Source organism: Parvibaculum sp. (assembly GCF_040882025.1).
GTDB lineage: Bacteria > Pseudomonadota > Alphaproteobacteria > Parvibaculales > Parvibaculaceae > Parvibaculum.
In genome coordinates this window covers 35,822-48,069 of the sequence record NZ_JBBECC010000007.1, presented here as the reverse complement: position 1 = coordinate 48,069, position 12,248 = coordinate 35,822, and the positions used below count along the sequence as shown (strand labels likewise).

General features: G+C 62.2%; 14 protein-coding genes and 1 other RNA gene. 11 read left to right on the top strand and 4 right to left on the bottom strand.

What is annotated here, in order from left to right:
• The 4 genes from WEB61_RS00700 to tkt all read right to left on the bottom strand — a co-directional run.
• A partial coding sequence (locus tag WEB61_RS00700) for a class I fructose-bisphosphate aldolase (RefSeq protein ID WP_368062403.1) occupies positions 1-496 on the bottom strand: 496 nt, incomplete at its 3' end.
• Between the two features lie 35 nt (positions 497-531).
• Positions 532-1,740 (bottom strand): phosphoglycerate kinase, encoded by a 1,209-nt coding sequence (gene pgk / locus WEB61_RS00695; RefSeq protein WP_368062402.1) that lies wholly within the window; start codon positions 1,738-1,740, stop codon positions 532-534.
• A gap of 18 nt (positions 1,741-1,758) precedes the next feature.
• Entirely contained in the window at positions 1,759-2,766 is a 1,008-nt protein-coding gene (gene gap, locus WEB61_RS00690; RefSeq protein WP_368062401.1) for a type I glyceraldehyde-3-phosphate dehydrogenase, read from the bottom strand.
• A 26-nt stretch (positions 2,767-2,792) separates the two neighbouring features.
• A complete protein-coding gene (gene tkt / locus WEB61_RS00685; RefSeq protein ID WP_368062400.1) occupies positions 2,793-4,841 on the bottom strand; it encodes a transketolase in 2,049 nt (682 codons plus the stop codon).
• A 289-nt stretch (positions 4,842-5,130) separates the two neighbouring features.
• On the opposite strand from tkt, the gene WEB61_RS00680 reads away from it, so the two are divergent.
• The 11 genes from WEB61_RS00680 (at position 5,131) to WEB61_RS00630 (ending at position 12,219) form a co-directional block, all read left to right on the top strand.
• Positions 5,131-5,397, top strand: coding sequence for a DUF4164 family protein (locus tag WEB61_RS00680; protein ID WP_368062399.1), 267 nt, complete (start codon positions 5,131-5,133; stop codon positions 5,395-5,397).
• A 23-nt stretch (positions 5,398-5,420) separates the two neighbouring features.
• Positions 5,421-5,780 (top strand): cell division protein ZapA, encoded by a 360-nt coding sequence (locus WEB61_RS00675; RefSeq protein ID WP_368062398.1) that lies wholly within the window; start codon positions 5,421-5,423, stop codon positions 5,778-5,780.
• 69 nt (positions 5,781-5,849) lie between these two features.
• A non-coding RNA gene (ssrS, locus tag WEB61_RS00670) (6S RNA) lies at positions 5,850-6,006 on the top strand.
• Between the two features lie 27 nt (positions 6,007-6,033).
• Positions 6,034-6,624 (top strand): 5-formyltetrahydrofolate cyclo-ligase, encoded by a 591-nt coding sequence (locus tag WEB61_RS00665; protein ID WP_368062397.1) that lies wholly within the window; start codon positions 6,034-6,036, stop codon positions 6,622-6,624.
• Positions 6,625-6,626: 2 nt separating this feature from the next.
• A complete protein-coding gene (locus WEB61_RS00660) occupies positions 6,627-7,442 on the top strand; it encodes a YmdB family metallophosphoesterase (RefSeq protein WP_368062396.1) in 816 nt (271 codons plus the stop codon).
• Positions 7,443-7,447: 5 nt separating this feature from the next.
• Positions 7,448-8,476, top strand: coding sequence for a glycosyltransferase (locus WEB61_RS00655; protein ID WP_368062395.1), 1,029 nt, complete (start codon positions 7,448-7,450; stop codon positions 8,474-8,476).
• A 240-nt stretch (positions 8,477-8,716) separates the two neighbouring features.
• On the top strand, positions 8,717-9,463 hold the full coding sequence (locus WEB61_RS00650; RefSeq protein WP_368062394.1) for a YebC/PmpR family DNA-binding transcriptional regulator: 747 nt from the start codon (positions 8,717-8,719) through the stop codon (positions 9,461-9,463).
• Between the two features lie 101 nt (positions 9,464-9,564).
• The gene (gene ruvC, locus WEB61_RS00645) at positions 9,565-10,092 is read left to right on the top strand and encodes a crossover junction endodeoxyribonuclease RuvC (RefSeq protein ID WP_368062393.1); all 528 of its coding nucleotides are present in this window, start codon (positions 9,565-9,567) and stop codon (positions 10,090-10,092) included.
• Positions 10,089-10,700 carry a Holliday junction branch migration protein RuvA gene (gene ruvA, locus WEB61_RS00640; protein WP_368062392.1) on the top strand — a complete coding sequence of 204 codons (612 nt, stop codon included), beginning with the start codon at positions 10,089-10,091 and terminating at the stop codon, positions 10,698-10,700. Before ruvC ends, ruvA begins: the two co-directional genes overlap by 4 nt.
• Entirely contained in the window at positions 10,697-11,749 is a 1,053-nt protein-coding gene (gene ruvB / locus WEB61_RS00635) for a Holliday junction branch migration DNA helicase RuvB (RefSeq protein WP_368062391.1), read from the top strand. The genes ruvA and ruvB overlap by 4 nt, the downstream gene beginning before the upstream one ends.
• The gene (locus WEB61_RS00630) at positions 11,746-12,219 is read left to right on the top strand and encodes a YbgC/FadM family acyl-CoA thioesterase (protein WP_368062390.1); all 474 of its coding nucleotides are present in this window, start codon (positions 11,746-11,748) and stop codon (positions 12,217-12,219) included. The genes ruvB and WEB61_RS00630 overlap by 4 nt, the downstream gene beginning before the upstream one ends.
• Positions 12,220-12,248: the final 29 nt, after the last annotated feature.

The following is a 12,248-nucleotide window of genomic DNA, read 5'->3' as shown; positions in this document are numbered from 1 at the left end:
GCGCCGCATAGCGCGCGAGCGCTTCGGCATTGGCTTCGAGGCAGGTGCGGGTCGGGATGCCGGCTGCAATGTCGATCACCGCGCGCCATTTCGCGAAGCGTGCGCCAAGGTCGTGGTACTCCGCCAAGCGTTCGGCGAGCCCGTCGAGGCCCTCGGTCACCTTTTCGGTGGGGAAACCGGGCATGTCCTTGGCGCCCGTGTCGACCTTGATGCCGGGGATCGATCCGGCCTTTTTGATCAGGTCGACCAGCGGCGTGCCATCCTTTGCCTTCTGGCGGATCGTTTCGTCATAGAGGATCACGCCCGAGATATAGCTCTTCATCGCCTCTTCGGTGCGGAACAGCATCTCGCGATAGTCGCGGCGGCTGTCGGCCGTCGATTCCGTGTTGATGCTGTCGAAACGTTTCTTGATTGTGCCCGAGCTTTCGTCGGCGGCCAGGATGCCCTTGCCCGGCGCGACCATCGCCTGCGCAATCGATTCAAGCGTCTCAGTCATGTTCTTACCCTCTCGATCAAGTCTTGCCTTGCGGCCTATTCTCTTGCCAGCGCTGCGACACCCGGCAGTTCCGCGCCTTCCATCCATTCGAGGAAGGCACCGCCGGCGGTCGATACATAGGTGAAATCGTCCGCCGCGCCTGCCTCGTTCAGCGCCGCAACCGTGTCGCCGCCCCCGGCAACCGACACGAGTTCTCCCTGTTTGCTGCGCATGGCGACGAGGCGCGCGGCCTCGACCGTGCCGCGGTCAAAGGGCGGCACCTCAAAGGCGCCGAGCGGTCCATTCCAGACCACCGTTTTGGCGGTTTCGAAGCGGCCCGCCAGATGTTTCAGCGTGTCGGGCCCGACATCGAGGATCATCATGTCCTCCGGTACTGCATCTGCCGAAACCGTATGTGCGGCAGCGCCGGCCTTGAATTCGGCGGCGACCACCACGTCGGTCGGCAGGATGATGTCGCAATTCTCGGCGCGCGCGTTGGCAAGAATGTGGCGGGCGGTATCGAAAAGATCCGGTTCGCAGAGCGACTTGCCGATTTTCTTGCCCTGTGCCGCCAGAAAAGTGTTGGCCATGCCGCCGCCGATGACGAGCGCGTCGACCTTTTTCACAAGATTTCCGAGCAATGCGATTTTGGTCGAAATCTTGGCGCCGCCGACGACGGCGACAACCGGGCGCTGCGGGTTGCCCAGTGCGGCGTCGAGTGCCGTCAATTCCGCTTCCATCGCCCGTCCGGCATAGGAGGGCAGGAAACGGGTGATGCCTTCGGTCGAGCCATGGGCGCGATGGGCAGAGGAAAAGGCATCGTTGACATAGACATCGCCGTTTTTGGCCAGCGCGGCGGCAAAATCCGGGTCGTTCTGTTCCTCACCCGCATGAAAGCGCGTGTTCTCGAGCACGAGAATGTCACCGGGCGCAAGGGCGTCGACGGCGCGCGCGACGGCGTCGCCGATACAATCCTCGGCGAAGGCTACCTTGCTGCCGGTGTGAGCCGAAAGCGCCACGGCAACGGGCTTCAGCGTGTATTTGGTGTCCGGTTTGCCTTTAGGGCGGCCGAAATGCGACAGCACGACGACCTTCGCGCCCATGCCCGCAAGTTCCGTCAGGGTCGGCGCCACGCGTTCGAGCCGCGTGGCGTCGGTCACCTTTCCGTCCTGCATCGGCACGTTGAGATCGGCGCGGACCAGCACGCGAAGACCCTTGAGGTCGGCGGCTACAAAGAGGTCATCGAGTGTCTTGTGACCGGCCATGAGTCTCGAAGGCTCCGATCAGAGAAGCTTGCCCATCGCGACCGCCGTGTCGCCCATACGATTGGAAAAGCCCCACTCGTTGTCGTACCAGCTCAGCACCCGCACCAGCTTGCCGTCGATCACCTGCGTCTGGGTCAGATCGAAGGTGGACGAGGCAGGATTGTGGTTGAAATCGATCGAAACGTTGGGCTCGTTGGTCGTCGCCAGGATGCCTTTGAGGTGACCCTTGGAGGCGGCGATGATCGCCGCGTTCACCTCTTCCGCCGTTACTTTCTTTTTCGCCGTGAAAACGAGATCGATCACCGACACGTTCGGCGTCGGGACGCGGATCGAGGTGCCGTCGAGCTTGCCTTTCAGCTCCGGCAGGACAAGGCCGACTGCCTTTGCGGCGCCGGTCGAGGTGGGGATCATCGAAACGGCGGCAGCGCGTGCCCGGCGCGGATCCTTGTGCAGCGTGTCGACGGTGTTCTGGTCGCCCGTATAGGCATGGATCGTCGTCATGTAACCCTGCTCGATGCCGCAGGACTTGTGCAGTACCTGCGCCACCGGCGCGAGGCAGTTGGTGGTGCATGACGCGTTGGAGACGATCTTGTGCGACTTCTTCAGGTCCTTGTGATTGACACCGTAGACGACCGTCAGGTCCGCATCTTCGCCCGGTGCCGAGATCAGCACCTTCTTCGCGCCGGCTTTCAGGTGGGCAGCTGCCTTGTCGCGGGCGGTGAAGAGCCCGGTGCATTCGAGTGCAATGTCGATACCGAGGTCTTTCCACGGCAGCTTCGACGGGTCGCGCTCGGCGATCACCTTGATGGGGCCGCGTCCGAGATCCATGCTCGACTTCGTCGTCTTGATCTTGCCGGGGAAGGGGCCGTGGACGCTGTCATATTTCAGCAACAAAGCATTGGCGTCGACCGAACCGAGATCGTTGATCGCCACGACCGCGATGTCCTTGCGGCCCGATTCCGCGATGGCGCGCAGCACCAGCCGCCCGATCCGCCCGAATCCGTTAATCGCAACGCGCACAGCCATTTTTTTCTCCCGAGCCTGGTGATGTCTTACGATTTTTCCGCGAGGCGGGCCTTGGCCGCGGCCACGGCCGCCTCGGCGGTGATGTTGAAATGCTTGTAGAGGTCGGGCGCCGGAGCCGATGCCCCGAAACCTTCCATGCCGATAAAGTCGCCGTCGGCGCCGATATAGCGGTCCCAGCCATAGCGGATGGCGGCTTCGATGGCGATTTTCACCGTGCCTTCGCCCAGCATGCCCTCACGAAACTCGCGCGACTGCCGCTCGAAGAGGTCGAGGCAGGGCATCGAAACGACGCGTGCCGGAATGCCGTCCTTTTCGAGCATCGCTTGTGCGGCCATGGCGATTTCGACTTCCGATCCGGTCGCCAGCAGGGAAACCCTGGCCTTGGCCGATGCCGGCGAGAGTTCGTAGGCGCCACGCGCGCAAAGGTTTTTCGCGGAATTCTCAAGCCGGACCGGCGTGAGGTTCTGGCGCGTCAGGGCGAGTACGGATGGCGTGTCGTTCGCTTCGAGTGCCAGTTGCCAGCATTCGAGGGTTTCGACGGCATCTGCCGGGCGGAAGACCAGCAGGTTCGGCATGGCGCGCAGACTCGCCAGATGTTCGATCGGCTGGTGTGTCGGACCGTCTTCGCCGAGGCCTATGCTGTCATGGGTCATCACATAGATGACCCGTTGTCCCATCAGCGCCGAGAGGCGGATCGCCGGACGGCAATAATCGGTGAAGACGAGAAAGGTACCTGAATAGGGGATAAGGCCCTTGTGCAGCGCCATGCCGTTCATCGCGGCGGCCATGCCATGTTCGCGAATGCCGTAATGGATGAAGGAGCCAGAGAAATCCTCAGCCGTCACAACCTTCTGCTCTTTCGAACGGGTGTTGTTGGAGCCCGTCAGGTCGGCCGAACCGCCAATCATCTCGGGCAGCACGGCATTAATGACATTCAACGCTTCTTCGGAAGATTTGCGCGTCGCCCATTTCGGCTTCTCGGCGACCAGCTTTTCCTTGTAGGCGGAAATCGCCTTGCCGAGCTCCGCCGGCAGGTCGCCGGAGAGGCTACGTTCGAATTCGGTGCGGCGCGGTGCATCAAGCGCTGCAAGACGCTCTTCCCATGCCTTGCGTGCCTTGACATTGCGCAGGCCGGCGATACGCCAGGCGTCAAGTATTTCGGTCGGGATGACGAAAGGTTCGGCTGTCCAGCCGAGTGCGCCGCGCGCCAGTGCGATCTCCTCCTGGCCGAGGGGCGAGCCATGTGCAGAAGATTTGCCCTGCTTGTTGGGCGCGCCATAACCGATCACCGTGTGGCAGGCGATCAAGGTTGGGCGGTCGGACTTCTGAGCCTTCTCGATGGCAGCGGCAATCTCGTCGGGGTTGTGTCCGTCAATGCGGGTCGCATTCCAGCCCGCGGCCTCGAAGCGCTTCAGTGCGTCTCCCGATTCCGACAAGGAAAGTGCGCCGTCGATCGTGATGCCGTTGTCATCGTAAAGGACAATCAGCTTCGAGAGTTTGAGATGACCGGCGAGGCTGATTGCTTCGTGGCTGACACCTTCCATGAGGTCGCCATCGGAGGCCAGTACATAGGTGTGGTGATCCACGACCTTGTCGCCGAAGCGTGCAGCGAGCAGGCGCTCGGCAAGCGCCATGCCGACGGCTGTCGAAATTCCCTGGCCAAGCGGGCCTGTGGTGGTTTCCACGCCCGCCGCGTGACCGTATTCGGGGTGTCCGGCGGTAATCGAGCCGAGCTGGCGGAAATTCCTGATCTGCTCAATGGTCATATCCTCATAACCGAGCAGGTAGTTAACGGCATAGAGCAGCATCGAACCGTGACCGGCCGAAAGCACGAAGCGGTCACGATCCGGCCAGTCCGGCGCGCGCGGGTCGATCTTCAGGAAGCGTGTGAAGAGGACTGTCGCTATGTCGGCCGTGCCCATCGGCATGCCCGGATGGCCGGAGTTGGCCCGCTGCACCGCGTCCATCGCGAGTGCGCGGATCGCATTGGCGAGGGTCACGTGGGACGCTGCCGGCGCCCTTCCGGTTGAGGCTTTCGCCTTTTCGGCGACAGCAGATTTTTCGGTTGGTGTCATGTGTCACTCTGTAGCCCAGGCGGGCCTGAGCGGGCATGGAGGTCGCGGGTTTCAAGAACCGCAGGTCTGGCTCGGATCGGGCCCTCCCGAGAGCGGCGCCACAATGACCACGGGACCATGTTGAGTCAATGCCGGAATGGGCGCCCCGGCAGCCGTTTTCAGGCACATCTTCCTGCGTTTTCGCATATCGTTGGTGGCGTTATCGGCAGGGGCGCCGTTGACCTGGTTTCCCTGCACCGCCTATCTTGGGCCGCGAGGCCATAGAGCACCTCGAAGCCGGACAAAAAGCATGAGAAAACTCGATTCGGCGTTGGAGCGCTTCTCAAGCGCCGTTGACAAGCTGGAAGCGACGATCAATCGGCAAGTGGTGCGCGCGCAGGCGGCAAAGCGTCTGCAGGAAGAAGTCGACGCGTTGAAAGAAGACAGGTCCGGTCTTGCTGAAGAACTCGACCAGATGCGGTCGGAGGCGCGCAGACTCAACGAACTCAACGAGCGCGCATCGGAGACATTAGCGAACGCCATCGAAGGCATTCGCGAGGTGCTGGCCGAGGCCTGAAAAGGCCCGGGAAGGGGATTTCGATGGGACAGGTCAAAGTTTCGCTGAACGATCGCACCTATACGGTCGCCTGTGGCGATGGCGAGGAAGATCATGTCCGCGAGCTTGCGGCCTATATGAACAAGCATATGACGACATTGGCGCAGGAAGTCGGACAGGTCGGTGATGCCCGTTTGTTGCTGATGGCGGGGTTGCTGATTACCGATGAGTTGTCGGAGGCGCTGCAGAAGGCGAAATTGCTGGACCAGGAGATCGAGAATCTCTCCGGCGCCCGCAGTTCGGCGCTGGACCGGTCGCGGGAGGCGGAGGATGTGCTTGCCGATGTGCTCGATAATGCGGCGCGGCGCATCGAGGATCTTGCCAAACGCATCGAGGCGGCGTGAGCCACGCTCCGTTCCGTCGCGACGTTACGTGCTTGACCCGAGGGGTCTCCAAGGCCGATAGAATAGAGCCGGGTGCTGCCTGGTACGTCAGGAACACATACTCTCGGGGCCTTACGGTCCTCAAGGGAGCTGTCCCTGAGGGAGACCGTGGTCTTCTTCACACGGCGCCCACCTACGTTAGTAGGTCTCCGGGGAACGAAGTTCCAACGGCCAAGGCGGCCCCACCTTTCTCATCTCTTCCCGGACTGGCGGTATGAATGCGGCGAAGCGGGCGGTGCGCGCCGCAGCGATCCTGCGTCGAGATGCCGCGCGGGATGCGGCCGGGCCAGAGGCCGGGGCCCGGATCGCCGATCATTTTTTCAACTTCATCCCCCTCTCGGCCCAAGCCCGCGTCGCCGGCTATGTGGCGATGGGGAGTGAGGCCGATCCGTCGGAAATTCTGGTGCGCGCTTCGGCGAAGGGGCATGAGTGTGCGTTGCCCCGTGTCGCTCGCAAGGACGCGCCGCTGGCCTTTCTGCGGTGGCAGCCAGGCGATGCGCTTTTTGCCGGTGCGCATGGCACGCGCGAGCCTGCTCCGGGCGCTCCCGTGTGCCGGCCCAATGTCATGCTGGTGCCGCTCTTGGCGTTCGACCGGCTGGGCCGGCGTATCGGCTATGGAGGGGGCTATTATGACCGTACGCTTGCCGCGCTCAGGCGTGAGGTAACCGGTGTTCTTGCGGTCGGGGTTGCCTTTTCTGCGCAGGAGGTCGAAGACCTGCCGGAAGAGAAATTCGATGCCCGGCTCGACTGGGTTGTGACCGAAGCAGGCGCGCGCCTTTTTGCCGCCGCGCCTTCCGGAGTGTGAAAATGAGACTTCTGTTTCTGGGGGATATTGTGGGCCGCAGCGGGCGTGACTCGCTGATTGCCGAATTGCCCGGGTTGCGCCGCGCTCTGCAGCTTGATTTTGTGGTCGTCAACGGCGAGAACGCCGCTGGCGGCTTCGGCATCACTGGAGCGATTTGCGACGAGGTTTTCGATGCAGGCGCCGATGTCATCACGCTCGGCAATCACTCGTGGGACCAGCGCGAAGCGCTGGTTCATATCGAGCGAGAACCACGCTTGATCCGTCCCGTCAACTACCCTGCCGGTACGCCGGGGCGCGGTGCGACGCTTGTGGAAAGCGCCTCGGGCGCCCGCGTACTGGTCGTAAATGCGCTCGGCCGCGTTTTCATGGAAGCGCTCGATTGCCCGTTCGAGGCGGTTGAGCGTCAACTCGATGCCTGTCCGCTTGGGCAGGCGGCCGATGCGATTGTGGTCGACATTCATGCCGAGGCGACATCGGAGAAGATGGCGATGGGGCATTTTTGCGACGGGCGCGCGTCGCTCGTTGTCGGTACGCACAGCCATGTTCCGACCGCCGACGCACAGGTGCTCCCCGGCGGCACCGCGTACCAGACGGATGCTGGCATGTGCGGCGATTACAACTCCGTCATTGGAATGGAAAAGGATGAGCCACTCAATCGGTTCATCACAAAAATCCCGAGCGGCCGTTTTCAGCCTGCCATGGGGCCGGCAACGCTGTGCGGCGTGTTTGTGGAAACAGATGCGGGATCGGGTCTTGCACGTCGCGTCGAGCCCATTCGCATCGGCGGGCGCCTTCGTTCCGCCTTGCCGGAGATTTGACGCAGATGCGAATTGTACTGGCGGGCAACTACAATGAAAAGCGGGCCGGCATCAATTTCTATGCAACGGTGCGCAAGCTGACAAACGGCTTCGTGCGCAACGGTCATCTCGTAATGCCGTTCAGCGACCGGGACGTGGCGCGCGAACAGGGGCGTTTCGGCATCGGACGCGCTGGCACACGGCATGTCAATCGACGCTTGCTGGAGCTCTGCGAGAATTTTCGGCCCGATCTGCTGGTGCTCTTCCACGCGGACAAGGTGTCGAACCACACGGTGCGCGAAATACGGAGCCTGCTGCCTGGTCTCCGTGTCGCAGTTGTTAATCTCGACCCGATTTTTATTCCCGAGAACCCGCCGCGCATCCGGCGCTTCGCCGAAGTGGCGGATGTGACCTTCATCACCACAGCAGGCGAGCGACTGAAGGAATTTGCAACACCCACGCACGGGATGGCGTTCATTCCGAATCCGGCGGATTTGTCGATCGAAACGCTGAAATGTTTTGCGCGGAATGATCAACCGTTCGACTTTCTGTGCGCCATAGGCACCGAGCGGACGACCCCTCAACGGGGACAGATGATGCGTGAGATCGCGGCGCGGGTTCCGGAGGCACGCTATGCGTTTTACGGGTTGGCGGAGCGGCCTTATGTATATGGGAGTGCCTATTTCGAGGCGATCGCTTCGGCGCGTATGGGCCTCAACCTCAATCGGGCCAACGACCATTATCTCTATTCGTCGGATCGCTTTGCCCAGTATGCGGGCAACGGGCTTCTGGTCTTCGTCTCGCGTTCGACAGGGTATGACGATATTTTCTCCGACGAGGAATTTGCTTTCTACCGCGATGTCGACGACCTGGCGGATCGGCTGCGCTATTTCCTGAAGAACGACAACGAACGCCAGCGTATCGCGCGTAACGGTCATGCGCGTTATCACTCGTTGTTCAGCGAGCGCCTGGTCGCGCGTTTCATCGAAGAGGTCGTTTTCGATCGCGCCCTGTCCGGCGACTATGCCTGGCCGACCGAAATTTACCGCGGCTGAGAGCCCGAGCAGGAATTGTTCGGCGTTGGCCGAGGGATCGGAGACAGTGATTTTCCGAGACCATCTGTGGAGAGTTCGCAATGCCGCCCGAATCGCCTAATACACGTGAGAGATGTATATATCCGACATAGACGATTTCGGCGTGTATTTGGCTATGTTGGCGGATACTGGATTTTGGCTGAGGCGGCTTCTATAAAAGCGCCCAAATCCAGCTTGCACCGATGAGTGTTGGGAGACGGAATGGCCGGCCATTCACAATTCAAGAACATCATGTACCGCAAGGGCGCGCAGGACAAGAAGCGCGCCAAGATGTTCGCCAAGCTTGCCAAGGAAATTACCGTGGCGGCCAAAATGGGCTTGCCCGACCCTGAGTATAACCCGCGGCTGCGGGCCGCTATTCAGGCGGCACGTGCCGAAAACATGCCCAAGGACAATATCGAGCGCGCGATCAAGCGCAGCACGGATCAGGGCGGCGAGAACTACGAAGAGGTTCGTTATGAAGGGTTCGGCCCGGGCGGCATCGGTGTCATCGTCGAGACACTGACCGACAATCGCAACCGGACGGCTGGCGAGGTGCGGGCCATTTTCACAAAAAACGGCGGCAATCTCGGCGAAACCGGTTCGGTTTCCTTCATGTTCGACCGGCTGGGTCTGATTGAGTATCCGGCGGAAGCCGCGAGCGCCGACGACATGATTGAAGCTGCCATCGAGGCGGGCGCCGACGACTGCCAATCGAGCGCTGAAGCTCATGAACTCTACAGCGCCCCCGACGCATTGCATGAAGTCGCCAAGGCGCTTGAGGGCCGTTTCGGTGAACCGCGTACGGCCCGCATCGTCTGGAAACCGCAGAACACCATAGGCCTCGACGACGAGAAAGCCGAGACGGTGCTCAAGATGCTCGAAGCGCTGGACGACAACGACGATGTACAGCAGGTTTATGCGAACTTCGAGATGTCCGATTCGGTGCTGGAGAAGATGTCGGCCTGATCGATCCACCAGGATGGGTCCATGGCTTCCGTTCCGGCTCCCGTCACGGATGTGAACCCGGTAGACGTTTGCAGCTTGTCTGCCTGGAGGACCAGCCGCCCATGCCGGTACCGCTCAGAATTCTCGGCATCGATCCGGGCCTCGGCGCGACCGGTTGGGGCGTGATCGAGATTGCCGGATCGAAGCTCGTCCATCTTGCCAACGGCACGGTTGTTTCAAGTTCAAAGTTGACGCTTGCACAGCGGCTTGTCGAGATTGAGGCAGGACTTCTCGATGTACTCGATCGCCATGCGCCCGATGCCGCAGCGGTCGAGCAGGCGTTTGTGGCGCGCGATGTGGCGGCGGCGCTGAAGCTCGGTCAGGCGCGGGCCGTTGCGCTTCTGGTCGTCGCGCGAGCCGGTTTGCCGGTTGCCGAGTACGCGCCAAACCGGATCAAGAAATCGGTGGTCGGCGCCGGCCACGCGGCAAAGGCGCAAATCGGGCTGATGGTCGAAATGCTTTTGCCAGGCGCGAAACCCGCTACCGAGCATGCCGCCGATGCGCTTGCCATTGCCATTTGTCATGCCCATTCGGGTGGCGCCGACGAGCGGATCGCAGCGGCTCTTCTACGGGCGGGAGCTTCGCGATGATCGGCAAGCTCAAAGGCATTGTCGATTCAACGGGTGAGGACTGGGTTGTCGTCGATGTCGGTGGCGTCGGCTATCATGTCACCTGTTCGCGGCGAACGCTTTCCGCATTGCCGGCGTTGGGCAACCCGGTGACGCTTTCCATCGAAACCAAGATGAGCGACGAGGCGATCCGCCTGATCGGTTTTGCGAGCGACGGCGAACGCGAATGGTTCCGTCTGCTGCTGGGCGTGCAGGGCGTAGGCACGCGTGTTGCACTCGGTGTGCTCGGCGCCCTGACGCCGACTGACCTCGCTCGGGCGATCGCGCTTGACGACAAGAAGGCAGTGTCGGCGGCGCCCGGTGTCGGGCCGAAAGTTGCGGCACGCATTGTCGCCGAGTTGAAAGACAAGGCACCGGCAGGGGCCGGTCTTGCGGTGGTTCTGAACGGTGTCGATATCGATGTTGCTCCGGCCTCCGAACCGATGCGCGATGCGGTGTCGGCACTCGTCAATCTGGGTTATCCCGCCGCGCAGGCCGCAAGTGCGGTTTCGTCTGCGGCCCGCCGGGTTGATGCGGATGCAAGCGCCGAGGTGTTGATTCGGCAGGGTCTCAAGGAGCTGGCGCGATGACGGAACGCCTTCTCGGCGCGGCCAAACGAGCGGAGGACGAGTTCGAGCGCTCGCTCCGGCCACAGGTGCTCGCCGATTTCGTTGGGCAGGCGCGGGCCAGGGAGAACCTCTCGGTCTTCATCGAAGCGGCACGGGCGAGAGGCGAGGCGCTCGATCATGTGCTTTTCGCCGGTCCGCCAGGTCTCGGCAAGACGACGCTGGCGCAAATCGTGGCGCGCGAATTGGGTGTCAATTTCCGGGCGACCTCGGGACCCGTCATTTCCAGGGCGGGCGATCTGGCTGCACTTCTCACCAATCTCGAACCGCGTGATGTGCTTTTTATCGACGAAATTCACCGGTTGGCGCCGGCGGTCGAGGAAATTCTCTATCCGGCGATGGAGGATTTTCAGCTCGACCTCATTATCGGGGAGGGGCCTGGCGCAAGGTCGGTCCGCATCGAACTGGCGCCCTTTACGCTGATTGGCGCGACGACGCGAACAGGGCTTTTGACAACGCCGCTGCGCGATCGTTTCGGCATTCCCGTGCGGCTCAACTTCTACGAGATCGTCGAACTCGAAAGTATCGTGCGGCGCGGTGCGCGCGTCCTGGGTATCGAGATGACATCCGACGGTGCGCATGAAATTGCGCGCCGTGCGCGCGGAACGCCGCGCATCGCTGGCCGACTTTTGCGCCGCGTGCGCGATTTTGCCGCCGTCGAAGGCGTGCGTGCGATCGATGCAAATGCGGCCGACAAGGCGTTGCGACGGCTCGAAGTCGACGAATTGGGGCTCGACGCGCTCGATCACCGTTATCTCCGGTGCATTGCCGTCGGTTTTTCGGGCGGGCCGGTCGGTGTCGAGACAATCGCCGCCGCGCTTTCCGAACCGCGCGATGCCATCGAGGAGATCATCGAGCCCTATCTGATCCAGCAGGCACTGGTGAACCGGACCCCACGCGGCCGGATGCTGACGGCCGCCGCCTTCTCGCATCTCGGCATTGCACCGCCTCCGAGCGGGACCGCAGGGCAGGGCGCGCTCTTCAACGGTGACGAGGGTGGCGACCAGCAATGAGTTTCGATTGGCCCGATCTTGCCGGCCGGATCGACGGCCAGACCCATCGTCTGCCTGTCCGGGTTTACTACGAGGACACGGATTTTTCGGGCATCGTCTATCACGCCAACTATTTGCGGTTCGCCGAGCGGGGCCGGTCCGATTTCCTCCGATTGATCGGCGTTCATCATGCCGATCTCTTCGAAGGCGCGGCGCCGCTGGCTTTTGCCGTCCATCGCATGGAAATCGACTTTCTCAGACCCGCTCGTATCGACGACCGGCTCGAGGTCAGGACCCGTTACGTGAGGGCCAGCGGCGCGCGGATCGAAGCGGAGCAGGCGATCCTGCGGCTCGCCGAGGGTGGCGAACCGGAGCCGATCTGGCGGGCACGGGTCTTGGCGGCTTGCCTCGACCCCGGCGGCCGGCCGCGCCGACTGCCCGCCGGGGTGCGAGATGCGCTGGCGCCCTTTGTCGCCGCCGGAAACGGTTAAACAGGATCTCAAGAGGTCGGCCGCTGCGA

What these genes read in the sequence shown, in the direction of transcription:
- pgk (WP_368062402.1), bottom strand. Translation starts at nt 1,740, where the DNA reads ATGGCCGGTCACAAGACACTCGATGACCTCTTTGTAGCCGCCGACCTC.
- WEB61_RS00630 (WP_368062390.1), top strand. Translation starts at nt 11,746, where the DNA reads ATGAGTTTCGATTGGCCCGATCTTGCCGGCCGGATCGACGGCCAGACC.
- ruvB (WP_368062391.1), top strand. Translation starts at nt 10,697, where the DNA reads ATGACGGAACGCCTTCTCGGCGCGGCCAAACGAGCGGAGGACGAGTTC.
- WEB61_RS00660 (WP_368062396.1), top strand. Translation starts at nt 6,627, where the DNA reads ATGAGACTTCTGTTTCTGGGGGATATTGTGGGCCGCAGCGGGCGTGAC.
- WEB61_RS00650 (WP_368062394.1), top strand. Translation starts at nt 8,717, where the DNA reads ATGGCCGGCCATTCACAATTCAAGAACATCATGTACCGCAAGGGCGCG.
- WEB61_RS00665 (WP_368062397.1), top strand. Translation starts at nt 6,034, where the DNA reads ATGAATGCGGCGAAGCGGGCGGTGCGCGCCGCAGCGATCCTGCGTCGA.
- ruvA (WP_368062392.1), top strand. Translation starts at nt 10,089, where the DNA reads ATGATCGGCAAGCTCAAAGGCATTGTCGATTCAACGGGTGAGGACTGG.
- WEB61_RS00655 (WP_368062395.1), top strand. Translation starts at nt 7,448, where the DNA reads ATGCGAATTGTACTGGCGGGCAACTACAATGAAAAGCGGGCCGGCATC.
- WEB61_RS00680 (WP_368062399.1), top strand. Translation starts at nt 5,131, where the DNA reads ATGAGAAAACTCGATTCGGCGTTGGAGCGCTTCTCAAGCGCCGTTGAC.
- WEB61_RS00675 (WP_368062398.1), top strand. Translation starts at nt 5,421, where the DNA reads ATGGGACAGGTCAAAGTTTCGCTGAACGATCGCACCTATACGGTCGCC.
- gap (WP_368062401.1), bottom strand. Translation starts at nt 2,766, where the DNA reads ATGGCTGTGCGCGTTGCGATTAACGGATTCGGGCGGATCGGGCGGCTG.
- ruvC (WP_368062393.1), top strand. Translation starts at nt 9,565, where the DNA reads ATGCCGGTACCGCTCAGAATTCTCGGCATCGATCCGGGCCTCGGCGCG.
- tkt (WP_368062400.1), bottom strand. Translation starts at nt 4,841, where the DNA reads ATGACACCAACCGAAAAATCTGCTGTCGCCGAAAAGGCGAAAGCCTCA.